General features: G+C 69.8%; 24 protein-coding genes. 15 read left to right on the top strand and 9 right to left on the bottom strand.

What is annotated here, in order from left to right:
* Window positions 1-144: 144 nt before the first annotated feature.
* The gene (locus KW843_RS17575; protein WP_218296451.1) at window positions 145-1,530 is read right to left on the bottom strand and encodes a hypothetical protein; all 1,386 of its coding nucleotides are present in this window, start codon (window positions 1,528-1,530) and stop codon (window positions 145-147) included.
* A gap of 145 nt (window positions 1,531-1,675) precedes the next feature.
* Between KW843_RS17575 and KW843_RS17570 the strand changes: the two genes are divergently transcribed.
* Together KW843_RS17570 and KW843_RS26935 are read left to right on the top strand one after the other, a co-directional pair.
* Entirely contained in the window at window positions 1,676-2,596 is a 921-nt protein-coding gene (locus KW843_RS17570) for a LysR family transcriptional regulator (protein ID WP_218296450.1), read from the top strand.
* A 266-nt stretch (window positions 2,597-2,862) separates the two neighbouring features.
* Window positions 2,863-3,894, top strand: a complete 1,032-nt coding sequence (locus KW843_RS26935) for an SEL1-like repeat protein (RefSeq protein ID WP_218296449.1) — start codon at window positions 2,863-2,865, stop codon at window positions 3,892-3,894.
* Window positions 3,895-4,071: 177 nt separating this feature from the next.
* On the opposite strand, the gene ggt is transcribed toward KW843_RS26935, so the two are convergent.
* Window positions 4,072-5,949 (bottom strand): gamma-glutamyltransferase, encoded by a 1,878-nt coding sequence (ggt, locus tag KW843_RS17560; protein ID WP_218296448.1) that lies wholly within the window; start codon window positions 5,947-5,949, stop codon window positions 4,072-4,074.
* A 183-nt stretch (window positions 5,950-6,132) separates the two neighbouring features.
* Between ggt and KW843_RS17555 the strand changes: the two genes are divergently transcribed.
* The 10 genes from KW843_RS17555 (at window position 6,133) to KW843_RS17510 (ending at window position 15,068) form a co-directional block, all read left to right on the top strand.
* On the top strand, window positions 6,133-6,594 hold the full coding sequence (locus KW843_RS17555; RefSeq protein ID WP_218296717.1) for an Lrp/AsnC family transcriptional regulator: 462 nt from the start codon (window positions 6,133-6,135) through the stop codon (window positions 6,592-6,594).
* 162 nt (window positions 6,595-6,756) lie between these two features.
* Window positions 6,757-7,407 carry a TetR/AcrR family transcriptional regulator gene (locus KW843_RS17550; RefSeq protein WP_218296447.1) on the top strand — a complete coding sequence of 217 codons (651 nt, stop codon included), beginning with the start codon at window positions 6,757-6,759 and terminating at the stop codon, window positions 7,405-7,407.
* A gap of 13 nt (window positions 7,408-7,420) precedes the next feature.
* Window positions 7,421-7,753, top strand: coding sequence for a hypothetical protein (locus KW843_RS17545; protein ID WP_218296446.1), 333 nt, complete (start codon window positions 7,421-7,423; stop codon window positions 7,751-7,753).
* A gap of 235 nt (window positions 7,754-7,988) precedes the next feature.
* Window positions 7,989-8,981 carry a tripartite tricarboxylate transporter substrate binding protein gene (locus KW843_RS17540; RefSeq protein WP_218296445.1) on the top strand — a complete coding sequence of 331 codons (993 nt, stop codon included), beginning with the start codon at window positions 7,989-7,991 and terminating at the stop codon, window positions 8,979-8,981.
* Window positions 8,982-9,088: 107 nt separating this feature from the next.
* Complete coding sequence (locus KW843_RS17535) at window positions 9,089-10,252, top strand: Gfo/Idh/MocA family protein (RefSeq protein WP_056410549.1); 1,164 nt, start codon at window positions 9,089-9,091, stop codon at window positions 10,250-10,252.
* Window positions 10,253-10,336: 84 nt separating this feature from the next.
* Window positions 10,337-11,548 (top strand): dihydrodipicolinate synthase family protein, encoded by a 1,212-nt coding sequence (locus tag KW843_RS17530; RefSeq protein ID WP_218296444.1) that lies wholly within the window; start codon window positions 10,337-10,339, stop codon window positions 11,546-11,548.
* 5 nt (window positions 11,549-11,553) lie between these two features.
* Entirely contained in the window at window positions 11,554-12,432 is an 879-nt protein-coding gene (locus tag KW843_RS17525) for a sugar phosphate isomerase/epimerase (RefSeq protein WP_218296443.1), read from the top strand.
* A gap of 284 nt (window positions 12,433-12,716) precedes the next feature.
* Window positions 12,717-13,013 carry an iron uptake protein gene (locus KW843_RS17520; RefSeq protein WP_218296442.1) on the top strand — a complete coding sequence of 99 codons (297 nt, stop codon included), beginning with the start codon at window positions 12,717-12,719 and terminating at the stop codon, window positions 13,011-13,013.
* Between the two features lie 35 nt (window positions 13,014-13,048).
* Window positions 13,049-14,737, top strand: coding sequence for a PepSY domain-containing protein (locus KW843_RS17515; protein WP_218296441.1), 1,689 nt, complete (start codon window positions 13,049-13,051; stop codon window positions 14,735-14,737).
* Entirely contained in the window at window positions 14,730-15,068 is a 339-nt protein-coding gene (locus KW843_RS17510; RefSeq protein WP_218296440.1) for a DUF3325 domain-containing protein, read from the top strand. Before KW843_RS17515 ends, KW843_RS17510 begins: the two co-directional genes overlap by 8 nt.
* 238 nt (window positions 15,069-15,306) lie before the next feature.
* Here the strand turns inward: KW843_RS17510 and KW843_RS17505 are convergent, their stop codons facing one another.
* From KW843_RS17505 to KW843_RS17495, 3 genes are all read right to left on the bottom strand, one after another.
* Window positions 15,307-15,819 carry a DUF1993 family protein gene (locus KW843_RS17505; protein WP_218296439.1) on the bottom strand — a complete coding sequence of 171 codons (513 nt, stop codon included), beginning with the start codon at window positions 15,817-15,819 and terminating at the stop codon, window positions 15,307-15,309.
* Between the two features lie 147 nt (window positions 15,820-15,966).
* Window positions 15,967-16,350 carry a VOC family protein gene (locus tag KW843_RS17500; protein WP_255591003.1) on the bottom strand — a complete coding sequence of 128 codons (384 nt, stop codon included), beginning with the start codon at window positions 16,348-16,350 and terminating at the stop codon, window positions 15,967-15,969.
* Window positions 16,351-16,466: 116 nt separating this feature from the next.
* The gene (locus KW843_RS17495; protein WP_218296437.1) at window positions 16,467-17,729 is read right to left on the bottom strand and encodes an MFS transporter; all 1,263 of its coding nucleotides are present in this window, start codon (window positions 17,727-17,729) and stop codon (window positions 16,467-16,469) included.
* Between the two features lie 128 nt (window positions 17,730-17,857).
* Between KW843_RS17495 and KW843_RS17490 the strand changes: the two genes are divergently transcribed.
* Window positions 17,858-18,679, top strand: a complete 822-nt coding sequence (locus KW843_RS17490; protein ID WP_218296436.1) for a helix-turn-helix domain-containing protein — start codon at window positions 17,858-17,860, stop codon at window positions 18,677-18,679.
* A 71-nt stretch (window positions 18,680-18,750) separates the two neighbouring features.
* On the opposite strand, the gene KW843_RS17485 is transcribed toward KW843_RS17490, so the two are convergent.
* Complete coding sequence (locus KW843_RS17485) at window positions 18,751-19,158, bottom strand: tautomerase family protein (protein WP_218296435.1); 408 nt, start codon at window positions 19,156-19,158, stop codon at window positions 18,751-18,753.
* Window positions 19,159-19,326: 168 nt separating this feature from the next.
* On the opposite strand from KW843_RS17485, the gene KW843_RS17480 reads away from it, so the two are divergent.
* A complete protein-coding gene (locus KW843_RS17480) occupies window positions 19,327-20,259 on the top strand; it encodes a LysR substrate-binding domain-containing protein (RefSeq protein ID WP_218296434.1) in 933 nt (310 codons plus the stop codon).
* A gap of 12 nt (window positions 20,260-20,271) precedes the next feature.
* Window positions 20,272-20,928, top strand: a complete 657-nt coding sequence (locus KW843_RS17475) for a flavin reductase family protein (protein ID WP_370627745.1) — start codon at window positions 20,272-20,274, stop codon at window positions 20,926-20,928.
* A 15-nt stretch (window positions 20,929-20,943) separates the two neighbouring features.
* Here KW843_RS17475 and KW843_RS17470 read toward each other — a convergent pair whose 3' ends face one another.
* The 3 genes from KW843_RS17470 to KW843_RS17460 form a co-directional block, all read right to left on the bottom strand.
* Complete coding sequence (locus tag KW843_RS17470; RefSeq protein ID WP_218296432.1) at window positions 20,944-21,471, bottom strand: DUF4952 domain-containing protein; 528 nt, start codon at window positions 21,469-21,471, stop codon at window positions 20,944-20,946.
* 6 nt (window positions 21,472-21,477) lie between these two features.
* Window positions 21,478-22,593, bottom strand: a complete 1,116-nt coding sequence (locus KW843_RS17465; protein WP_370628515.1) for an alpha/beta hydrolase — start codon at window positions 22,591-22,593, stop codon at window positions 21,478-21,480.
* A gap of 171 nt (window positions 22,594-22,764) precedes the next feature.
* Window positions 22,765-23,727: a hypothetical protein gene (locus tag KW843_RS17460; protein ID WP_218296431.1), complete on the bottom strand. Its 963-nt coding sequence runs from the start codon at window positions 23,725-23,727 to the stop codon at window positions 22,765-22,767.
* Between the last annotated feature and the right edge of the window lie 60 nt (window positions 23,728-23,787).

Below are 23,787 nucleotides of genomic sequence, written 5' to 3'. Positions count from 1 at the left end.
CGCCCGCCCCCTAAAAAGGCTCCGCCCGTCGGGGCCTTTTTTCATTGCCCGACCACACCAGGATGACAAGGCGGCCCGCAGCGGAGCCACCGTTCATGTCGCAGGCGGTGGAGACAAGTAAGTGGCGTGGCTACCGCCCCAGGATCAGGGCCGGTCGCGGTCGGCCACGCGGGTGTTCAGCGCCGCGGGCAGGTAAGCAGGCAGGAACGCACAGCCCTTGCCGAACTGCGCCTCGAAGGCCGGGCACTGCGCAGCGATGCGCTCGGGCGTGGGCTTCACGCCCTCGTCCACCCAGCGCAGCAGGGCGGTCATCAGCGCCGGGTAGGTGGGATCGCTCAGGTAGCTGTGGGTATGGTGCTGGGTGAAGGTCTGCACCAGGCGCACCGCGCTGCCGCCCTGCTCCATGGTGGCCTTGAAAGCCGCATCCAGCTCGACAAAGGCCGTGGGGTCCTCCACGCCTTTCACGGTGAGCACGGGCACGGGAATGCGGCCACCGAGGTCCGTGTCCTGCGCAAACCGCGCCACGGCGGCCGGGTCCGCGCGGTAGCGCAGCACGGCGGCGTTCAGGGCCGCATCGTCGGGAGAGCCCTTGTACTGCACGCCCCGGTTGCCAAACGGGCTCGCGCCACCGGTGCGGTGCTGCACCACGTCGCGGTAGTGGAACGTGGCCCAGTTCATGTGGCCCTGGATGGAGCTGGCGGGGATGCGGATCACATCCACGATGGTCTTGACCTTGCGCTGCTGCTCGGGCGTGCGCTCTGCAGCGGGCCGGTTCAGCGCCAGGCATTCGTTCACGCGCGCCGCCAGATCCGCCTGCGTCATGGCCGCATCGCGCGGCAGGCCGATGTTGAGCGGGTACGCCGCCTCGGTGGGGCGGGGGTGGTTGTTGCACAGGTACTGGTAGACCACGCGCAGATCGGTGCGGAAGTCGTACGAGCGGGTGCCACCCGCGAGCACGCCGCTGGTCAGCCGCACGGCATCGTAGGGGCGCTGGTCGCCGGCCGTGGCCTGGAACATCTCGGCCCCCTTGGCCGCCACGCTGGCGCCCCACGACTGGCCGTGCAGGATGGTGCGCTGCGGCCGGGCCACCTGCTGCACGAAGATCTTGCGCAGGCGCTCGGTATCTTCCGCCGCCGCGCGCACCTCCACGCCGCCCTGGTGGAAGGTGCTGCCCGCCCAGGCGTAGCCCGCACGGACCATGATGGACCAGCGCTCCAGGTCCTCCACCGCGCGCTCCATCCTGGGCGCGCCCAGCGCCGGGCCGCCGTGGGCGTGCAGCACCAGGTGGCCGTTCCACTGCTGCGGCATGGCGATGAGGTAGTAAGCCCCTGCGGAATCCTGGCCCGACAGGCAGCGGGCAATGGGCGCCAGGTCCTTGGGGCAGGGCGTGGCGGCGGGCGCGGCCTCCGCCACCGCCTGGGGTTGGGTGGCAACCGGCGCGCAGCCAGCCAAAAAGACGGCGGCTGCCAGGGCGGCCGGTACGGCCACGGTCCGGCGCGGCCAGGCGCGAAGCGGCGGCAAAGCAGTCATGGGAAGGTCTCCGTTGAAATGATGGTGGCGGTGGGCAGCTGCTGCGCATCGTAGAAACGGGGCTCCGATACGTCAAATAGGCAAATCTCCAATCTCCGATACGATTTGCATATGAACCCGCTCCCTGAGCCATTGCACTGCTGACATGGACATCCGCCAGCTCCGCTACTTTCTCGCCGTGGCAGAAGCCGGGCACATGACCCGCGCCGCCGAGCAGCTGGGCATGGCCCAGCCACCGCTGAGCCAGCAGATCAAGGCGCTCGAAAGCACCGTGGGCATGGCCCTGTTCAAACGCCATGCCAAGGGCGTGGCACTGACCGAAGCGGGCCGCGCGCTGCAGGTCGACGCCACGCGCCTTGTGCACGACTTCGATGCGCTGCAAGGCCGCATGCAGTTGCTGGCCGAGGGCAAGACCGGGCGCTTGGCCATCGCCTTCACCAGCTCGGCGGCCGCGCACGAGTTCACGCCATTCGCCCTGCGCGAGTGCCGCGCGCGGCACCCCGGTCTGGTGCTGGAGATCGGCGAGAACAACGCCGCCGAGATCACCGAGGCCGTGGCTGGGGACCGCCTGCATTGCGGCCTGCTGCGCGTGCCGGTGGCCCGCCCCGAGGGCCTGGCGTTCGACACCCTGCAGCACGAGCCCGCCATGGTGGCCCTGCCCATCGACCACCCGCTGGCGCTGCGCCAGCGGCGCGGCAAGCCGCTGGCCATCCGCATCGCGGACCTGGAGGGCGAGCCCATGATCCTGGTGCGCCGTCCGGGTGCCCCGGGCCTGTACGCCAACCTGCTGGCCCTGTGCGACGAGGAAGGCGTGCGCCCCCGGGTGGTGGCGGAAGTTGCGCGCATGCTGACCAACCTGAACCTCGTGGCGGCGGGCACCGGCATCTCGGTGGTGCCGTCGTCGATGGTGGGCGTGCACCGCCACGCGATCGCGTACCGCCCGCTGGTGGACGGCGGGCGGCTGGACGTGCCGCTCACCCTGGTGTACCGCTCGGCGGACAACATGGGGCCCACGGCCACCTTCACCGCGCTGCTCAACACGCTGGCGCGGCAGGGCACGCCCTGACGCCGGGGGGACCGGTAGGCCATGGCGATCTCGCGCTGCGGCGCCCACGTGTAACTGGCGGCAACAAACCCCACACGGCCGATGCGTGCGGGCACACTGGCGCCGCCGCCGGTGCCGCGCGCCGTCCCCGCCGTGCCCTGCCGCGCACCCCCGTGGCAAGTGGGCGGCGCCGAACGGCGGGCCCCTGCTTGTCCGCATCCGCGTTTTTCTGGCCGCCCCCGGGCCCATCGCCCCATTTACTTTTTATGCCACGTCTGACCCCCTCCTTGTCCTCCCTCGTGTCCGCCGCCTGCCTGGGTGCGCTGCTGTGCGCCGCAGGGCCCGCCGCGGCGGGCCCGAAAGAGGGAGTCCGCGCCTATGAGCGCGGGGAATACGCCACAGCCCTGAAGGAATTGCGTCCCGCCGCGCAGGCCGGCCATGCAGACGCCCAGTACCACCTCGGCCGCATGTACGACGCAGGCCGCGGCGTGGCGCTGAACGAAGCCACGGCGGTGGGCTGGTACCTCAAGGCCGCCCAGCAGGGCCACACGGATGCGATGTACGAGCTGGGCGTGTCCTACGACGAGGGGCTGGGCGTGCCGCAGGACCGGGTGCAGGCCGCCCAGTGGTACCGCAAGGCGGCGGACCTCGGCCACGCCCAGGCGCAATACAACCTGGCGGTGTCCTATGACAAGGCCGAGGGGGTGCCGCAGGACTTCCGCAAGGCGGTGGAGTGGTACCGCAAGGCGGCGGCCCAGGGCCACCTCGATGCGCAGTACAACCTGGGCATTTCGTACGACAAGGGCGAGGGGGTCGACAAAGACCCCCGGCAGGCCGTGCAGTGGTACCGCAAGGCCGCCGAGAAGGACCATCCCGAATCGCAGTTCCAGCTCGGCATGGCGTTCTACCACGGTGACGGGGTGGCCAAGGACCTGGCGCAGGCCGTGCACTGGTACCGGCGCGCGGCGGAGAACGACCTTGCATCCGCGCAGTACCACCTGGGGCTCGCCTACGACGCGGGCGAGGGCATCGCCCAGGACAAGAAGGAGGCCGTGCACTGGTACCGCCAGGCGGCCGGGCAGGACCATGCCAAGGCCCAGTTCAATCTGGCCGTGTCCTATGACGAAGGCGACGGCGTGGCACGGGACAAGAAGCAGGCCGTGCACTGGTACCAGCAGGCGGCCGGGCAGGGACATGCCAAGGCCCAGCGAAACCTGTCGCTGATGTACGCCCGCGGAGAAGGCGTGCCGCGCAACGCGGCCCTGGCGCGCGAATGGGCGCGCAAGGCGGCCGAGCCGCGCGACGGCACACCGGATTGATGCCCTGGCACGCGGTGCCGCCTGGAGCAGCGGCACCGGAGCAGCCCCAGGGTATGGCGGCGGCAGTTGCTATATTTTGAATAGCAAAAACCCGCCATCCATCCTGCGCCAGGGGCATTTTCCCAAGGGACACCGCACTGCGGTGCCGCCGTGGCGGCTCAGGCCGCCACGGTGTCCTCAGTTGTTGCCCTGGGCCGTGCCCTCGCGGCGCGGGTCCGCGCCGCCCGCATACGTGCCCGCGCCGGGGTTGCGCGCCAGCAGGCCGGCATTGCCATTGGACCGCAGGCCGTTGAATACCGCGCCGTGCAGGCCGCTCGTGAAGGTGTCGGTCTGCGCCACGGTGTGGCCGCGCGCCTTGAGGCCGTCGCGGATGGCGGCCGTGTCGATGACCGAACCCTTTTCGATGGATGTGGTCGCGTTGGTCTGCGCGCCGAAGTTGGGCAGGTTGATCGCCTGCTGCACGTTCAGCCCCCAGTCCGTCATGCCCAGGATGCTCTTGGCGGTGTACTGGATGATGGCGCTGCCGCCGGGCGAGCCGATGGCGCCTTCCAGGTCTCCGGTGGCCGCGTTGAAGATGATCGTGGGCGCCATCGAGCTGCGCGGGCGCTTGCCGGGCTGAACGCTGTTGGCGATGGGCAAGCCTGCAGCGTCGGTGGCGGTGAACGAGAAGTCGGTGAGCTGGTTGTTCAGCAAAAAGCCCCGCACCATCTGCAGGCTGCCGAAGCCGTTCTCGATGGTGGTCGTCATGGACACCGCGTTGCCCGCGTTGTCGATGATGGACAGGTGGGTGGTCGATGGCAGGGCCAGCGAGTTGTCCTGCCCCTTGGCGCCGCTCACGCCCGGCGGTGTGCCCGCCACGGGGGTGCCGATGCTCTTGCTCAGGCTGATGAGCTTGGCGCGCTCGCGCAGGTAGTCGGCGTTGACCAGGCCGGCCTGCGGCACGTTCACGAAGTCAGGGTCGGCCACATACAGCGCGCGGTCGGCATAGGCCAGGCGGTAGGCCTCGGACACCACGTGCACCGCATCCAGCGTGTTGGGCTTCATGGCCGCCAGATCGAAGCCCTGCAGCAGGCCCAGCGTCTGCAGCACGGCGATGCCGCCCGAGCTGGGCGCGGGCATGCCGCACACGCGGTACTGGGTGCGGTAGACGCCGCAGACGGGCTCGCGCACCTTGTGGGTGTAGCTGCTCAGATCGTCCAGCGACAGCTTGCCGGGGTTGGTGGGGTGGCCCGCTACCTTGGCCACGATGTCCTTGGCGATGTCGCCCTGGTAGAACGCGTTGGCGCCGCCCGCGGCAATGGCCCTGAGCGTGGCGGCCAGTTCGGGGTTCTTGAGCAGCGTGCCGGCCGCCTTGGCCGTGCCGTCGGCATTGAGGAAGTAGCTGGCGCCGGGCTCGCCCTGCGCCTTGATGCGCGCGGCCGAGCCGGCGATGGACACGCTCATGCGCTGCGAGATCGCAAAGCCGTTTTCACTGAGCTGGATCGCGGGCTCGAACAGGTCCTTCCAGGGCAGCTTGCCGTGCACCTTGTGCGCGGCTTCGAGCATGCGCAGCACGCCGGGCGTGCCCACCGAGAGGCCGCCATCCACCGCCGCCAGAAATGCCAGCGGCTTGCCGTCCGCGCCGATGAAGAGATTGGGCGTGGCCGCCTTGGGCGCGGTTTCGCGGCCGTCATAGGCGAGCAGCTTGTTGGCACCCTTGTCGAAGTGCAGCATGAACGCGCCCCCGCCGATGCCCGACGACTGCGGCTCCACCAAGTTCAGCACCATCTGCACGGCGATCGCCGCGTCCAGCGCCGTGCCGCCCTTGGCCAGGATGTCGACCCCGGCCTTGGTGGCCAGCGGGTTGGCGGTGGACACCATGTCCTTGTTGGCGTAGCTGATGGCCTTGGGCGTGTAGCCCGAGGGCGGCTCCGGCGGCACGTACTGCTCGACGGGCTCGGGGTTGGCCACCGGCGTGCCGGGGCCGTCATTGCCGCCGCAGGCGGCCAGCAGGGCCAGCGCGGCGATGCCCAGGCCCCAGCGGGTGGGTTGGCGTCGAAAGACAGAAGCCGTCATGGTGAAAGGTCCTTGGAAAGGGAGGGTGGTGAAACCGCCGCCCTGTGGGGCACGGCGGACGGCCCGGGGGCGCCGGGAACGCCCATCAAGTATGTGACGACTTGATGAAAATCATTTTGCTTTTATGCCCCATTTCACGCCAAATGCGAGAAACAGATTTCCTTATTTGCCGTGAAACAGAATCTGGATTCCATCGACCGCCAATTGCTTGCCCTGCTGCAGCACGACGCCGAGACGCCGCTGGCCGAGCTGGCCGATGCCGTGCACCTGTCCAACACGCCCTGCTGGCGGCGCATCCAGTGGCTGCGCGAGAAGGGGTTCATCACACGCCACGTGGCGCTGGTGGACCCGCGCAAGGTCAATGTGGGCGTGACCGTGTTCGTGGCCATCAAGACCAACCAGCACCACCAGCAGTGGTTCGAGACCCTGCGCGACGTGGTGATGGGCATTCCCGAGATCGTGGAGTTCTACCGCATGAGCGGCGACGTGGACTACCTGCTGCGCGTGGTGGTGCCCGACATCCGCGCCTACGATGCGGTCTACAGGCGGCTGACGCAGGCCGTGGCGCTGTCGGACGTGAGCTCGAGCTTCGCGATGGAAGAAATCAAGTTCACCACCGCGCTGCCGCTGGACTACGCGCAATGACGCACTGCCGGGCAGGGGCAGCATTGCGCCCGGCCGGCAGGCCGGCTGCGCGGCACAATCCAGTCCGCGCCACCTGATGCCGCCACACCCGCATCGCCGCCCCTGGCCCCCTGAATCCAGCATGCACTGGATTTTGTTAACCAAATAGTGAACTATTCGGGCATGACCAAAGACACCGAGACCCCCGCCAAGGAGCGCCAGCGGGATGCCGACCGCTCCCAGGGCGTGATCTTCAGCGCCGCGCGCGACGAGTTCGCCGAACACGGCCTGGGCGGCGCGCGCATGGACCGCATCGCCGAGCGGGCGGGCCTGAACAAGCGGCTGATCTACTACTACTTCGAGGACAAGGAAAAGCTCTTCCAGGCCGTGCTGGAGCAGGCCTACCTGCACATCCGCGAGGAAGAGCGCAAGCTCAACCTGCTGGACCTCCCGCCCGCGACCGCCATCCGGCGGCTGGTGGAGTTCACCTGGACCTACTACCTGGAGAACCCCCAGTTCCTCACGCTGCTCAACAGCGCCAACCTGCACAGGGCGCGCCATCTGCAGGAGTCGCAGCGCGCGCGAGAGATGAACTCGCCGTTGATCGCCACGCTGGGCGAGGTGCTGGAGCGTGGGCGGCGCGAGGGCAGCTTCCGCGGCGGGGTGGATCCGCTGCAGCTGTACGTGTCCATCGCCGGGCTGTCGTACTTCTACCTGTCGAACAACCACACGCTGTCGGCGATCTTCGGGCGCGACCTCATGGCCCCGAAGGCGCGCAGCGAGCGGCTTTCGCACATGTGCGATGTGATCCTCGGGTACGTGCTGAGGAACTGAACGGGCCCACACCATGCAAATCGCCGCCGTCCTGATCCTCCTCGTTGCACCCGCCGCCATGGCGGGCTTTCTGCTCTGGCGCGCCTATCAACTGGGTATCAAGCACCGTGTCGCGCTCACCCGTCAGTGGATTTCGCGCCCGCCCGAGGGGATTGAAGGATGCGCGCGGTTGTTTGCCTGGCGCGACCTGTCTTTTGCCATAGCGTTGTTGGCGTCTCTCGGCCTGCTGCTTTCTTTGCCGCAGTACTTACCGGCGTGGGTCTTGCTGATGGCTTTCGGTAGTTTTGTGCACCAAGGTTTCACCGGCTATGCCGTCGCCAAACTTCGAAAGAGGCCATCCCGTTGAGCGCGCAACTCGCTGGCCACTCAGTTGGTTTGCAACTTGACCGCTGAGCCTGTAGGCGCAAGGTAGCAGCGCGGCACGGCCGCCGACCGTTGGCTTCACCGCAATCCACGGGTAAACCCCTACCCCCACCACCCGCGTCCGCGTTGACGCAGGCGCAGCGATGTCTAAAAATATTCTCTATTCACCATTCAGTGAATTAAAGAGCAAGTCCAAGCCTGCCCACGGAGACAAATCCATGCCCATCACCCGCACCACCCGCCGCGCTGCGGCCACCGCCCTGGCGGCGGCCGCGCTCACCACCCTGTCCTTCGGCGCCCTGGCGCAAGGCGGCTACCCGACCAAGCCGATCCGCGTGATCGTGCCGTTTGCGGCGGGGAGCACCACCGACATCATTGCGCGCGCCATCGCCGACAAGATGGGTCAGAGCATGGGCCAGACGCTGGTGGTGGACAACCGCGGCGGCGCCAGCGGCACCATCGGCCAGCAAGCCGTGGCCACGGCGGCGCCGGACGGCTACACGGTGATGATCCATTCGTCGTCGCACACGGTGAGCCCTTCGACCTTCGCCAAGCTGCCGTTCGACACGGTGGGCGACTTTGCGGGGGTGACGCCGATCTCGTCGCTGCCCAATGCGCTGGTGATCTCGCCCGCCAAGGGCATCAAGACGCTGCAGGACCTGGTGGCCACGGCCAAGGCCAAGCCCGGCACGGTGAACTTCGCCTCGGCCGGCCAGGGCAGCGCCACGCATTTGAACGCCGAGAAGTTCAAGCTGGCCGCCAAGATCGACGCGCAGAACATCCCCTTCAAGGGCTCGGCCGAGGCCGTGACCGAGGTGCTGTCGGGCCGCGTGGACTACTACTTCTCGCCCATCGCGCCCGTGATCGGCCAGATCAAGGACGGCCAGCTGCTGGCGCTGGCCGTGGGCTCGCCCAAGCGCGCCGCCGCCCTACCCGATGTGCCCACCACGGCCGAGGCCGGCGTGCCCGGCTCGGAATTCAACTTCTGGATCGGGATGATGGTGCCCGCCAAGACGCCGCGCGACATCGTCAACCGCCTGCACGACGAGGTGGTGAAGGCGCTGGCCACGCCCGAGGTGAAAGAACGTTTCCTGAAACTCGGCGCCGATGCCTGGACGCTCAAGCCCGAGCAGTTCGATGCCTACATCAAGGACGAGATCAAGAGCAACGCCACGCTGGTGAAGGCCGCCGGACTCTCGCCCACACAGTAATTCCCTTCGCGCCGCACCGCACCGCCAGCCCCTGCCGTGGGGGTGGCCAGGCCGCGCCTTTGCCCAATTTTTTTTGCAACCTTGAACTGAACGAAAGCACCACCGCCATGGCAACCCAACGACTCGGACTCATCATGCACGGCGTCACCGGCCGCATGGGCATGAACCAGCACTTGATCCGCTCCATCTGCGCCATCCGCGCGCAGGGCGGTGTGGTGCTCTCCAATGGCAACCGCGTGATGCCCGATCCGATCCTCATCGGCCGCAATGCCGAGAAGATGGAGGCGCTGGCCAAGGCCCACGGCATCGCGCGCTGGGGCACGGACCTGGACGCCGCGCTCGCCAACCCCGAGGACACCGTGTTCTTCGATGCCGGCACCACGCAGATGCGCCCCACCCTGCTGGCCAAGGCGATCCGTGCGGGCAAGCACGTGTACTGCGAAAAGCCCATCGCCACCAACCTGAACGAAGCGGTGGAGATCGCGCGCCTGGCGTCGGGTTCGGGCCTCAAGCACGGCGCGGTGCAGGACAAGCTCTTCCTCCCCGGCCTGCGCAAGCTCGACATGCTGCGCCGCGCGGGCTTCTTCGGCCGCATGCTGAGCGTGCGCCTGGAGTTCGGCTACTGGGTCTTCGAGGGCGACCTGCAGCCCATCCAGCGCCCGAGCTGGAACTATCGCAGCGAAGACGGCGGCGGCATGATCCTGGACATGATGTGCCACTGGCGCTACGTGCTGGACAACCTGTTCGGCGAGGTGAAGTCGGTGTCTTGCATCGGCGCCACGCACATCCCCACGCGCTGGGACGAGGCCGGCCAACCGTACCAGGCCACGGCCGACGACGCGGCCTACGCCACCTGCGAACTCACGGGCCACAACGGCGAGCCGGTGATCGCGCAGCTCAACATGAGCTGGGCCACGCGCGTGCGGCGCGACGACCTGGTGACCTTCCACGTGGACGGCACCGACGGATCGGCCGTCGCCGGCCTGTCGAGCTGCCGCGCGCAAAGCCGCGTGGCCACGCCGCGCCCGGTGTGGAACCCGGACGAGAAGCAGACCATGAACTTCTTCGACCAGTGGCAGGAGATTCCGGACTCGCAGGTCTACGACAACGGCTTCAAGATCCAGTGGGAGCACTTCATCCGCCACGTGGTGGAAGACGCGCCGTACCGCTGGACCCTGCCTGAAGGCGCCAAGGGCGTGCAGCTGGTCGAAGCCGCGCTGGAAAGCTGGAAGGAACGCCGCTGGGTCGATGTGGCCCCCCTGCAAGCTTAACCACCGATTACTGTTTTGATAGCTGCTAGCGCTTTCTGGATAAGCGCCAGAGGCCAATTTCATTCAAATTTCTGCGAGTACACCATGGCCTTCAGCCTCCCCTTGCCCACGGCCGATGGCCGCATCAGCCCCTACACCCTGCAAGGCCGCCCGCCGGTCGCGCCACAGCGGGGCGTGGCGTTCAACCGCATCGCCTACTCGGCGGCCCACGTGGTGGCCAACCCGCTGGCGGCCATCGACCCCTGGCTGCAGTGCGCGGTGGACTGGGACGCGACCATCGCCTACCGCCAGCGCCTGTGGTCGCTGGGCCTGGGCGTGGCCGAGGTCATGGACACCGCGCAGCGCGGCATGGGGCTGGACTGGCCCACCTCGCTGGAGCTGATCCGCCGCTCGCTCGACGCGGCGCGCGACTTCGGCCCCGGCGCGCTCCTGGCCTCGGGCTGCGGCACGGACCACCTGGTGCTGGAGGACGTGAAGTCGGTGGACGACGTGATCCGCGGCTACGAGGAGCAGATGGAGGCCATCGAGAAGCTCGGCGGCAAGCTCATCGTGATGGCCAGCCGGGCGCTGGCCCGCGTGGCGCAAAGCCCCGCCGACTACGAGCGTGTGTACGACCGCATCCTCTCGCAGGCACAGCAGCCCGTGGTACTGCACTGGCTGGGCGACATGTTCGACCCGGCCCTGGCGGGCTACTGGGGCTCGCGCGACGTGGATGCGGCCATGGACACGGCGCTGGCGGTGATCGCCGCGCACCCGGACAAGGTGGACGGCATTAAGATCTCGCTGCTCGACAAGGACAAGGAAGTCGCCATGCGCCGCCGCCTGCCCACCACGGGCGGCACCGACGGCCAGGGCGTGCGCATGTACACGGGCGACGATTTCAACTACGCGGAACTCATCGCCGGCGACGGCGCGGGCGGCACGCCGCGCCAGGGCCAGAGCGATGCGCTGCTGGGCATCTTCGACGCCATCGCACCGGCCGCGAGCGCGGCACTCGCAGCGCTGGCCGCTGGCGACACGGCGCGCTTTCACGCCATCCTGGGGCCCACGGTGCCGCTGTCGCGCCACATCTTCGCGGCGCCCACGCGCTTCTACAAGACGGGCGTGGTCTTCATGGCCTGGCTCAACGGGCACCAGAGCCACTTCACCATGGTGGGCGGGCAGCAGAGCACGCGCTCGCTGGTGCATTTCGCCGAGCTGTTCCGGCTGGCCGACCAGGCCGACCTGCTGGAGCAGCCCGAACTGGCCGTGCAGCGCATGGGCCACCTGCTGGCACTGCACGGCGTGAGTGCCTGACCGCCATGCGTGATTTCACCCAAGACCACCGCTGGCTCTCCATCAATACCGCCACCGTGCGCAAGCAGCAGGGGGCCGAGGTGCCACTGGCGCGCATCATCGACCAGTGCGCCGCACGCGGCATCCGCGCCATCAGCCCCTGGCGTGACCAGGTGGCCGCGGCGGGGCTGGACGCTACCGCGCGCCAGCTGCGCGCCCATGGCATGGAACTGTCGGGCTACTGCCGCGGTGGGTTCTTCCCGGCGGCGGATGCGGCCGGCCTGCGCGCCGCGCTCGACGACAACCGCCGTGCCATCGACGAGGCCAAGACGCTCGACGCCGCCTGCCTGGTGCTGGTGGTGGGCGCACTGCCCGGGGCGCTGGAAGGCACGCCGCACTACACCGACATCGCCCGCGCGCGCGGCGAGGTGGTCGACGGCATCGCCGCGTCGCTGGAATACGCGCGCCAAGTGGGCATGCCGCTGGCCATCGAGCCGCTGCACCCCATGCAGGCGGCCGACCGCGCCTGCATCAACACGCTGGAGCACGCGCTCGACATCTGCGATGCGCTGGACCCCAGTCGCAGCGGCAGCCTGGGCGTGGCGCTGGACGTGTACCACGTGTGGTGGGACCCCAAGCTGGAACAACAGATCGCGCGCGCCGGCAAGGAACGCCTGCTGGCCTTCCATGTCTGCGACTGGCGCCTGCCCACGCGCGACCTGCTCAGCGACCGGGGGATGATGGGCGACGGCGTGATCGAGCTCAAGAAGATCCGCCAATGGGTCGAGGCTGCGGGCTTCGGGGGCTATGCCGAGGTGGAGATCTTCTCGGCGCTGGACTGGTGGCAGCGCACGGGCGAGGACACGCTGGACACCTGCATCGCGCGGCACCGCAGCGTGGTCTGAGCCCCCGGGGCGGCTCCGCGCCCTGCGGACCCCGGCGCCACCGGTGCGCGTGGACCCGTGGACCCGTGGACCCGTGGACCCGTGGACAGCATCGTCCGGGCCCGCGCCACGGCGGGCCGTCACCCGGGGCCCTCGCCTGCCACGGGCCGTGCGAGGGCGCAGCCTGCGACGCGCGGGGCGGGCCGGCCGTTGCCCATCACCCTGGCAGCAATGGGGAAATGGTGCAAAGGGCTGCATAATTACGAATCAATCTCATCACCAATCCCGTTCGCATCCGTTTCGCCATGGCCACCAGCGCAGTTTCCCGCTTGCACATCGTTTCGCGCATCGCCGCGGGCGTCCTGGGCGGCTATGCCTTCACATGGGGCTTCATCGCGCTGGGCATCGGCCTTCTGTTCGCGGCGCAGATGGAGTTCCACGATGCGGAGGCCCTGGGCTACATCGTCGGCTTCATCGTCTTTCTGGTGGCCTTTCTGTGGGCGTTTTCGGCGGCAAGCGTGAAGCGCGTGTGGCTGGTGCTGGCCGGCGGCGGGGCGCTGATGACCGGCGCCGCCTGGCTGGTGCAGCGCGCCATCCTGTAAACCGCGCGCACGAACCCAAGAGGTAGATACCCATCATGTTCCAGAACTTCCGGCTCACCATGGCCTGGCTGCACACCTGGTTCGGCCTGGTGCTGGGCTTCGTGCTGATGGTCGTTTTCTTCTTCGGCTCGCTGTCGGTGTTCGACCGCGAGATCGACCGGTGGGCCATTCCCCAGACCCGCTTCGAGCCGCAGCCCATGCCCTCGTTCGACAAGATCCTGCAGCCGGCCTTCCAGGACATGAGGCCCAGCGCGGAAAACATCGAGGCCGCCAGGGACCGCGTGAACGGGCCTGTGGCGCAAAGCTTCCCCGTCATCAAGACCTGGGGCGCGTACACCACCCACCGCGACCCGGTGCTGGGCCTGTTCGCGGGCTATGAGCTGCCCAATGCCAAGGACCCCGACGACAACACCATCTGGGGCAACCGCACGATCGATCCGCGCTCGGGCGCCTCGCTGCCCGACGACCACCTCAAGATCGGCAGCCAGTTCTTCTACCCGCTGCACTACAGCCTGAACTTCAAATGGAAGGACCTGGGCACCTGGATCGTGGGCTTCGCCGCGCTGATGATGCTGGTGACGCTGGTCAGCGGCGTGGTGATGCACCGCAAGATCTTCCGCGAGCTGTTCACCTTCCGCCCTCGAAAGCACACGCAGCGCAGCGCGCTCGACCTGCACAACCTCACGGGCGTGGTGGCGCTGCCGTTCCACTTCATCTTCGCGTTCTCGGGGCTGGTGATCTTTGGCGGCATCTACTTCCCCATCACCCACACGCAGCTGCACCCGCTGCACGAGCTGCACGAAAAACACGAGGCCGCAGAAACCGGCCTGCCGCACGAGCGCGCGGGCACCGCCGGCACCCTGGCCTCGGTGGACGCGATGGTGGCGCAGGCCCAGCGCCGCTGGGCCGCGCAGGGCATGGCGGGCGACGTGGGCTTTCTGACCGTGCAGCACGTGGGCGATGCCAATGCATACGTGAGCGTGTACCGCGCGGGCACCGACCGCATCGCGCTCGTGGGCAACGGCATCCACTTCAAGGCCAGCACCGGCGAGGTGCTGCGCGAAGACCCGCCGCTGACCCCGGTGGCCAGCGTCAACACCTTCCTCACCGGGCTGCACCTGCAGCATTTCCGGCACTGGCTGCTGCGCTGGCTGTATGTGCTGGGCGGCCTCTCGGGCTGCGTGTGCATCGCCACGGGCTTCATCTTCTTCGTGGAAAAACGCAAGCGCCAGCACGCCAGGCAGGGCGTGACCGGAGCGCGCTGGGTGGACGCGTTCGCGGTCTCCACCGTGACGGGCATGCTGATCGCCGCGCTGTCCATGCTGATCGGAAACCGCCTGCTGCCCACCGACCTGCCCGCGCGCGGGGACTGGGAGCAATATGTCTTCTGGGGCGCCTGGGCACTGGCCTTCGTGCACGGCATCTGGCGCACCGCGCCCGTGGCCAGCGCGCGCATGGCCCCCGCCTGGGCCGAGCAGTGCTGGGCCATCGCCGTGCTGGGCGTGGCGGCCGTGCTGCTCAACTGGGTGACCACGGGCGACCACCTGCTGCGCACCCTTGGCAACGGCTACTGGCCCGTGGCGGGCATGGACCTGGCCATCCTGGCGAGCAGCGCCATCGCCGTGCTGGCCGCGCGCAAGCTCAAGCACCGCGCCCAGGGCCAGCTGGGCGCCCCTGCCGTGGACGGCGGCGCGGCCTCCTCGCTGGAGACCGCCCGTGCCTGACGCCTTGCTGCTGGTGGCGGCCCTGGCCGCCAACGTGGTCGGCCTCGGCTGGCTGGCCCTGTCGATGGATGCGCACTGGGAGCAGGTGCGCGGCACCGAGCCCCTGCGGCGCAGCACCGTGCGCACACTGCGCTGGATGGGCGCCGCCGGCCTGCTCGTGGCCCTGGCCCTGTGCCTGGCCGTGGACCACGCATCGATGGCGTCGCTGGTGTGGTTCATGGCGCTCGCGGGTGCCGCGCTCACCATCGCGTTCACACTGTCGTGGCGGCCCCGCGTGCTGGGCGTGCTGATCGCCTGGGTGCGGCGCAGCGGCGCTGGCGTGGCCCGATAAAACCGCCGCACGCAGTTCATGCGGGCCCAGGCTGGGTGGTGCGATGTTTGCGCCCCGGCTTCGACAGGCTCAGCCCGAACGGCTTGTGAAATACCGGGAGGCGACGCTCCCCGAACCCGATTCCGCCACACCCTCAACCACTGGCGCGCCCCCACGCCAGTGCACCCGTGGAACCGGCTTCGCCGGGCCACCGGGTGCTTCCCCCTCGGGGGAAGCCGCGCAGCGGCTCAGGGGGGCATCAAATCTTGCCCATGTAGTCCCGCTTGCCCAGCTCCACGCCGTTGTGGCGGGCCAGCGCGTAGGCCGTGGTCACGTGGAAGAAGAACTGCGGCAGGCCGTAGTGCAGCAGGTACTGCTCGCCCGGAAACTGCCGCTCGCGCGCGGTGCCGGGCTGGATGGTGATGGTGCGCGTGGCGGCATCGGCAAACGCCTCCACGGGCAGGCCTTCCACGAACGCCAGCACGGTGTCGATGCGCTCGTTCAGGTCGGCAAAGCCGGGGCGGTCCGCATCCGGATACGAAGGCACCTCCGCCCCCGCCAGCCGCGCCGCCACACCCTTGGCGAAGTCGCAGGCGATCAGCACCTGGCGCGCCATGGGGAACATGTCGGGGAACAGCCGGGCCTGCAGCAGCGCGTCGGGGTCGAGCTTGCGCGCCGTGGCGTGCGCCTCGGTCTTGGCCAGGATGTCTTTGAGCGAGCCCAGCATCTGGCGGAGAACGGGAACGCTGGCGTTGTAGAGGGGAGATGTCATGGCGGGATTCTTGTCTTGGGATGAAGCACAGGGAAGGAAGGGTCGGCGCCCGGCGGCCTTTTTTTGCCTGCCGGGACCGGAGCGCATTGCAGCACATCGGCGCACTCCGTGCTGGCGCCCCGCCTTTTGGGCTCGTGCCCGGCAGTGTCAGGCCAGGTGCTGGCGCAGCTGGATCACATTGCCCTCGGGGTCGTGGCCATCGCAGGCCCGAAAGCCCCGGGCCTCCCATTCCCTGGCCGCGGGCGCGAGCTGCCCGCCCAGCGCCACGGCCCGCAGCCGGGCCTGGGCCAGGTCCGGCACCGCGAAAAAGAGCTTGATGGGGGTCTCCTCGCGCACCACGGGCGGCTGCGTGATGGCGATAGCCCGGGCGATCCGCTGCGGGATGGCGTGGACCACGATCTGCACCGCGCCAGACTCCAGCACGATATGGTCGCTTTCGGCGTGGACCACGTTCAGGCCGCAGAGCCCTTCATAGAACGCGGCGAGCCGCTGCATGTCCTTGGCGAAGACGACGGCGCCGGACGAAGGCATGGTGGACACGGTGAATCTCCCGCAATGGACGGATGGATCGATGAGGGGCAGCCGCCGCCATTCTCACCGAGATTCACGCGGCCACGGGGTCCGGCAGCAGGCCACCCGGCCCGCGTTCAGGCCGCCACCGGCGCCACCGTCCTGCGCACCCGGCGCACGTTGAAGGCGCTGGCGATCAGCACGCCCTGCACCACGGCCAGCCCCAGCAGCACGGCGGTGAAGCGGCCCTGGTCGAGCAGCACGCCGAACAGCAGCGGCGACAGCGCCTGGCCGATATCGAGGCCCGAATACACGATGCCGTAGACGCGGCCCGTGGAGCCCTCGGGCGTGGAGCGCTTGACCAGCAGGTCGCGCGAGGGGCCGGCGATGCCGGCGCAAAAACCCATCACCCCGAACAGCACGGGCACCAGGGCGCCGGGCGGGTGCGCCAGGGCCAGCGCCACGGCCACGCAGGCCGCCAGGCCGAAACCGATGCCCACGATGCGCTCGCAGCGGCTGGGGTCGGCCGCCAGGAAGCCGCCCAGCACCATGCCGCCCGCGCTGGCCACCATGTAGACCGTGAGGCACATCGCGGCCAGCGCCACGGGCACGGCATGCAGCTGGCGCGCGGCCTCGGGGGCAAAGGCCTGCACCACGTTCAGCGCCACGGCGTAGAAGAAGAAGAACGCAAAGCACATCCACACGGCGGGGATGCGCAGGAACGCGAAGTTGCCGCCCTGCCCGGCCGCGCCGGTGGCGGCGGACCTGGCCGCAGCGGTGGGCGCCGGCATGGGCGGCAGCGCCAGGTGGCGGCGGCTGACCAGCAGCACCAGCAGCACCGAGAACGCCAGCACACCCGCGCACACCAGCGCCACGCGCCACGATGTCGCGATGGCGATGGGCACCAGCATGGCGGGGGCGAGCGCCCAGCCCAGGCTGCCGGTGATGCCGTGCACGCTGTAGGCGTGGCCCAGGCGCGGCGCGCTCACGCGGCGGTTGAGCAGCGTGTAGTCCACCGGGTGGAACACGCCGTTGCCGATGCCCGCGAGCACCGAGAACGCCGCGAGCATGGCGTAGCTGGTGCTGGCCGCGAAGCCGAAGGCCGCCAGGCCCAGCAGCGCCAGGCCGCCGAACAGGATGGGCCGGGGCCCGAAGCGGTCCACCACGAAGCCCGAGCCCGCCTGCACCGCGCACGAGACCACGAAGAAGATGGTCATCAGGAAACCCAGCTCGGTGTAGCCGACCTGGAACGCGTCCTTGAGCCACGGGAACAGCGGCGCCAGCAGGAGCTGGCTGTAGTGGCTGATGAGGTGGGCGATGCCGACCAGCCCGATGACGCTGGCATCGGCGCGCAGCGGGGTGGAGGCAGGCGGAAGGCCGTGGACATTTGCGGTGGTCATGGCGGCATCGTAGTATTGGCCCCGGGTTTCTGGAATGCGACGGAACGACAGCTTTCGGCGAATTTGCGCCAAACCGTTGATCCGGGGCACGCCGGCCACGCCCCCTTTTCTGCTTTTTTCGACCCGCCATGGCCCGTACCAGCCAAGCCGCTCCCCTGGGCGACACCGACCCGTTCACCCCCACGCCCGCCAGCCCCGTGCGGGTGCGGGCGCGCGACATGCCGGCCGATACGCACTTCGAGCCGCACCGCCACGCCTGGGGCCAGCTGGCCTACTGCGCCAGCGGGGTGGTCCAGGTGAGCGTGCACGCACCGGGCACCGCCACCGCGTACATCGTGCCACCCTCGCGCGCGGTGTGGATCGCCCCCGGCGCGCTGCACGCCGTGGCGGTGCTGGAGGCGGCCGCCTTCCGCACGCTCTACATCGACCCCGGCGTGGTGCCGGCTGGCGGCGCGAACTGCCGCGTGATGGCCGTGACGCCCCTGCTGCGCGAGCTCGTGTCGGCGCTGGACCCGGTGGGCGGCCCGCACCCCGGCCCCGCGCGCGAGGCCGCGCTGACCGCGCTGGTGCTCGATGAGATCGGCCAGGCCGAAAGCCTGGCCCTGGGCGTGCCGCTGCCCGGCCCCCACAGCGACAAGCGCCTGCGCGCGCTGTGCCAGGCCGTGCTGCACGAGCCCGGCCGCTACGCCACGCTGCAGCACTGGGCGGCCGACAGCGGCGCCAGCGAGCGCACGCTGGCCCGCCTGTTCCGCGCGCAGTTCGGCATGGGCTTCGCACAGTGGCGCCGCCAGGCCGTGCTGGCCCATGCCCTGCCCCGCCTGGCGCGCGGCGAGCCCGTGGGCCAGGTGGCGGCGGCCAGCGGCTACGCGAGCGAAAGCGCGTTCTCCGCGATGTTCAAGGCGGCGATGGGGCAGCCGCCCAGCGGGTTCATTGGCAAAAACATGGCCTAGCGCACGGCCGGAAAGCGCCAAAAGCTATCAAATTTGCAGCAAACGGACGTCGCCGGATGGGACCACGCCCCTCAGCCCGGCGCGACCCGCTGCTGCACCAGGTCCATCGCAAAGCGGCCGTGGCCCACGGACCAGTCGGAATAGTCGTTCTCGTGCAGGAAGATGAACACATCGGCCGGCGCCACGCCCGCCAGGGTGTGCAGGTTGTGCGCGATGGCGGCGTACAGGGCGCGCTTCATCGCATCGCTGCGCCCGCGCCGCAGCGTGATCTCGAGCACCACCACGCGGTCGGAGCGGGCCACGCCGTTGAAGGTGCGGCTGCAGGCGAACTCCCCGGGCGCGTAGCCGGCCACCAGGTTGAACAGCTCGTCCGGCGGCATGCCGATACTGTCCACCAGCGCCTGGTGGACGCCTTGCACGATGGCCGTGCGCGTGGCGGCGGGGGTGTCTTGCGGAACATGGGTGCGGATGAAAGGCATGGTGGTGTTCTCGTATGTTCCCTGAAGTCAATTAAATAGGCAGAAGCGGGCAGCGCAGCCCCCAGGCGATCCACGCATTGCCGCTGATGGCATGGGCCATTGTTGCTATCGTTCTACCGCCTGCAAAGCGATGATTTCTCCGCAGCCTTGTGCACTAAACTCACAAAGATGAGCCCCCGCCTGCCCCCACTGGGCGCCCTGCGCGCCTTCGAGGCCGCCGCCCGCCTGGGCCGCATGACCGCGGCGGCCGACGAACTGTCGGTCACGCCCGGCGCCATCAGCCGGCAGGTGCGCCAGCTCGAGCAGCACCTAGGCGTGCCCCTGTTCGACGGCAGCAAGGCCCGCCCCACGCTCACCCCGGCGGCGCGCGTGCTGCAGCCCGTGCTGACCACCGCGTTCGCGCACATCGCCGAGGCCGTGCGCGAGATCGGCGACGGCAGCCGAGGCCCGCTGGACGTGGCCTGCTTCAGCACCTTCACCGTGAAATGGCTGATCCCCCGGCTGTTCGACTTCCAGGCGCGGCACCCGGGCATCGAGGTGCGCCTGCGCACCACCGCCACCGCCGACGCAGGCGCCGGGGCCGCCCCCGCGCGCTGCGACGTGTCCATCACCGCCGAGGAGCCCGGCGCGGCGCGGGACACCCCGGCCTGTACGCGGCTGTTCCCCGAACACCTGGGCCCGGTGCTGAGCCCCGCGCTCGCCGGGCGCGTGGCCCTGCGCCAGCCCGCCGACATGGCCGCTCCCGCCCTGCAGCCCCTGATGCTCCACACGCGCACGCGGCGCAACGCCTGGGCCATGTGGGCGGCCGCCACGGGAGCGCCGGTGCCTGCCGCCCCACCCGCGGGCCCCGAGTTCGAACACTATTACTTCACCCTGGAGGCCGCCGTGCGCGGCCTGGGCGTGGCGGTGGCCCCCTGGCACCTCGTGCTGGACGACGTGCGGGCCGGCCGGCTGGTGGCGCCGCTGGGCTTCGCGGCCTCGGGCTACGACTACGTGCTGCGCCGCCGCGCCGGCGCCCACCCCCGGATCGATGTGTTCTGCGCCTGGCTGCAGGCGCAGGCCGAGGCCACCGCAATGCCCCCGGGCCCGCAGGCGCCCTGAGATCGCCCTACGATGGGCATTCCTTGCCTTCGCCGCCCCGCCGCCATGCCCGACTCCGCCATCCACAGCTACCAACCCCGCCAGGGCCACGGCCTGCCGCACGACCCGTTCAATGCCATCGTCGGCCCCCGCCCCATCGGCTGGATCTCCACGCAGAGCGCGGCCGGAGCCACCAACCTCGCGCCCTACAGCTTCTTCAACGCGTTCAACTACGTGCCCCCCATCGTGGGCTTCGCGAGCATCGGCTTCAAGGACACGGTGCGCAACGTGCAGGAGACCGGCGAGTTCGTGTGGAACCTGGCCACGCGCGACCTGGCCGAGGCCATGAACCAGAGCTGCGCCAACGCGCCGCCCGAGGTCAGCGAGTTCACGCTCGCCGGCCTCACGCCCCGACCGTCCACGCAGGTGCGCCCACCCCGCGTGGCCGAAAGCCCCGTCACCTTCGAATGCCGCAGCACGCAGATCCTGCAGCTGCAGGGCGCAGACGGCGTGCAGGTGCCCACCTGGCTGGTGCTGGGCGAGGTGGTGGCCGTGCACATCGACCAGCGGCTGCTCAAGGACGGCGTGTACGACACCGCCAACGCCGGCCACATCCTGCGCGCGGGGGGCCCGGCCGACTACTTCACGGTGGGGCCGGAGCAGTTGTTCAAGATGTACCGGCCACGGTAGGCCGCGCCCCCTGCGCTACGGCGGCTCCAGCGGCAGGGCCACGCTCACCTCGAACCACGGGATGGCGCCCCAGCCGCCGCGGCGCGTGACCAGCGTTTCGCCCGAGTGCATGGACACGCGGTAGGCCAAGCCCTGCGGCCCCGGCAGGCTGCCCGTGCCCTCGCGCCCCCGGTGGCGGCTGCGGGGCTCCCAGCCACAGCACACGAAGTGCAGCCGCGCCATGCCGGTGTGGCGTGCCAGGTAGCGCTCCACGGCCGCCGCCTGCGCGCCCGGTACCCGATAGGTCGCGGTCAGCGCGCGCAGCTGGTGCAGATGGCCTTCGGCACAGCCGGTCCATTCAAGCCCCGGCGGCTCGTGCCGCTGCACGGCCAGGAAGTCAGCGCACGAGGCCGTCTGGCCGAACGCGGCGGGCGCGAGGAGGAGGAAGAGGAAGAGAAGGCTCAGACACGGCACCGCGACGGGCGCGCAGCCCCGGGGCCACCACCACTCCATGCGCCGCGCCCCTGGCTGGCATGCAGGCGGCGGCAGGTGGCGCTGCGCCATGGCCTGTTACCGCGACAAGGGCGCGCACAGGCCTGCGGCCGGGTCCCGTGCCCATTGTTCTGCCCAGGCCCACACCTGCTGCACGCCATCCGCCCCGGCGGCGCGGCGCTGCAGGCCATGGTCCGCGTCGGGCAGGCTGCGCGCGCAATAGGGCTCGGTGCGCAAGGCGGCGAGTTCGGCAAACCGTTCGTATGCGGCGGGGGGCACCAGGGCATCCTCGCCGCCCCACACCTGCACCACGGGCCAGGGGCTTTGCACCAGCGGCAGGGTCAGCGGCCAGCTCCACAGGTCGCGCCAGTAACCCAGGCTGCGGCCCTGCGCCACGGCGGTGTCGGGCCGGCTCCCGGCCACCACGCGGGCCAGTTCCTCCCAGTCTTCCTGCGCACCCAGGCGCTGCGCCTGCAGCCTGCCGGCCTCCTGCGGGTCCAGCCCGCTGGCCGACAGCAGCACCAGGCCCGCCAGCTGCGGCACCTCGGGGGCGAGGGCGGGCAAGAGTTCGGCCCCTTCGGAGATGCCCACCAGCAGCTGCGGCAGCGCGGGCGCGCCGTCGCGCGCGCGCTGCCGCGCATCCGCGACCAGGGCCGCACGCGCGTGGGCCAGCCAGGTGGAGAGGCGGTCCTGCTGCACAAATTCGCGCGCGCAGTCGCCGGGGGCCGTGCGCGCCTGCGGGTCCACGCCGGGCTTGTGCAGCACCAGCACCTGCGCGTGCAGCAGGCCGGCGAAATAGCGGTCTGCAATCGGGCCCATGCCCGCGCAGCCGGAGCCGGGGATGACGATCACGCGGTAGCGCAGCGGTGCCGTGCGCTCGCTGCGCGCGAGGGCCTGGAGCGTCGCGCCATCGGCGCCCGGCAGGGGCCGCGGTGCAAACGGCTCCGACGGCGGCGGGGCCTGGGTCGGCGCCGCCGGGGCCTGCGGGGGCGCCTGGGGCGCGTCCGCGGACGCTTCGGGCCCGTACACATTCACCAGCGATCCGGACATGGCCGCCGCATAGAACGGCGGTGGCGACGCGGCGCAGCCGCCGAGCACCACGGCCCCGGCCGTGGCCACGAAAAAGGCCAGCGCAGGGCTGGCCAGGGACCGCCCAGGCGCGGCACAAGAAAAAAAGCGTTGGACGTTGAGCACAGCCGAAGTCTGGCACGACTGCGGCGACCCGGAACGCTGCGCCTGCCACTGGCGCGCCGCCAGGCGCCTGAGGCCGCAAAATGCTACCAAATCAATAGCATATTGCGCTTATCCATCAAACGGAACGGGGCAATCCAGTCAAAACCGGCACGCCCCGGCCCAGGGATGCCCTTATTTCAGGATGAGGACCTGCTCGGGCTGCTGGGGCTGCGGCACGGGCATGGGCTGGCCTCCCTGCTGGTACACCGGCGGCGGGCGCACGCCGCGCGCCAGGTGGGCGTCGGTGTAGCCCAGCTGCATGGCCATCTGCTGGTACACGTCCTGCGCGAGCGACAGCGAGGTCTCGCGGATCACCTTGGCGCGGTTGGGCGGGGCGATGTCGCCACGGATCGACAGGATCTTGGTGTCGTTGCCTTCGCCCTGGGCGGAGAACGCGGCCTTGATCTCGTAGGTCTTGGTGTTGATGAGCGAGAAGTCGGCCAGGAGCTGCAGGCCGTACTGGCGCGTGGCGCTGGTGGTGCCCTGCAGGGGCGAGAGCGCATCGGTGAAGTCGATGCTGGAGACCACGCCGAACAGCACGTAGTCAGCGCCGTTGAACTCGCCCTTCTTGATCCGGCTGATCACGTCGTTGACCTGGGGCTGCACCTGGGGCGTGGCCATCTTGCCACCCTGCACCTGGTTGAGCACCTGCTCTGCCTTGGAGGGCTGGGGCTTGCCCGCGTCGAAGCCCTTGCCCTGGATCAGACGGAAGTAGGTGCCCTGCAGGATGGCACCCTTGATGTCGTTGGTGTAGCCGCCGAGCTCGCGCTGCTCGATGTAGCTGTAGCGGCCAGCCACGTAGGTGCCGCTGGCCTGCTCGGACGCCTGCATGTGGTGGCTGCCCGAGTGCGAGCCGCCCCCGCCGTAGGGCCCGGCGCTGTAGCCGCCGCTGTGGCTGCCGCCCGCGCTCATCTGGCTGCTGCGCTGGTAGGTGCCGGCCAGGAAATATTCGGACACGCGCTGGGCGTAGGCCAGGTCCGTCACGGCGATCTTGGGCGCGGCGCCCGGCTGCTGCGCCTGGGCGGCGGTGCCCCACGCCATGGTGGTGGCGGCGATCACGGCCAGGGCCGTGTGGAGGGTGATTCTGCGTTGCATGGTGTGCTCCTTGTGAGCTGACGGAAATTCATGAATGGGTCGAGCGATGCGGGCCGGAGC

Source organism: Acidovorax sp. sif1233, assembly GCF_019218755.1.
In the GTDB taxonomy this organism is placed as follows: domain Bacteria; phylum Pseudomonadota; class Gammaproteobacteria; order Burkholderiales; family Burkholderiaceae_C; genus Acidovorax.
The sequence above is the reverse complement of the archived record's forward strand: the minus strand, read 5'-3'. Positions and strand labels throughout refer to the sequence as shown.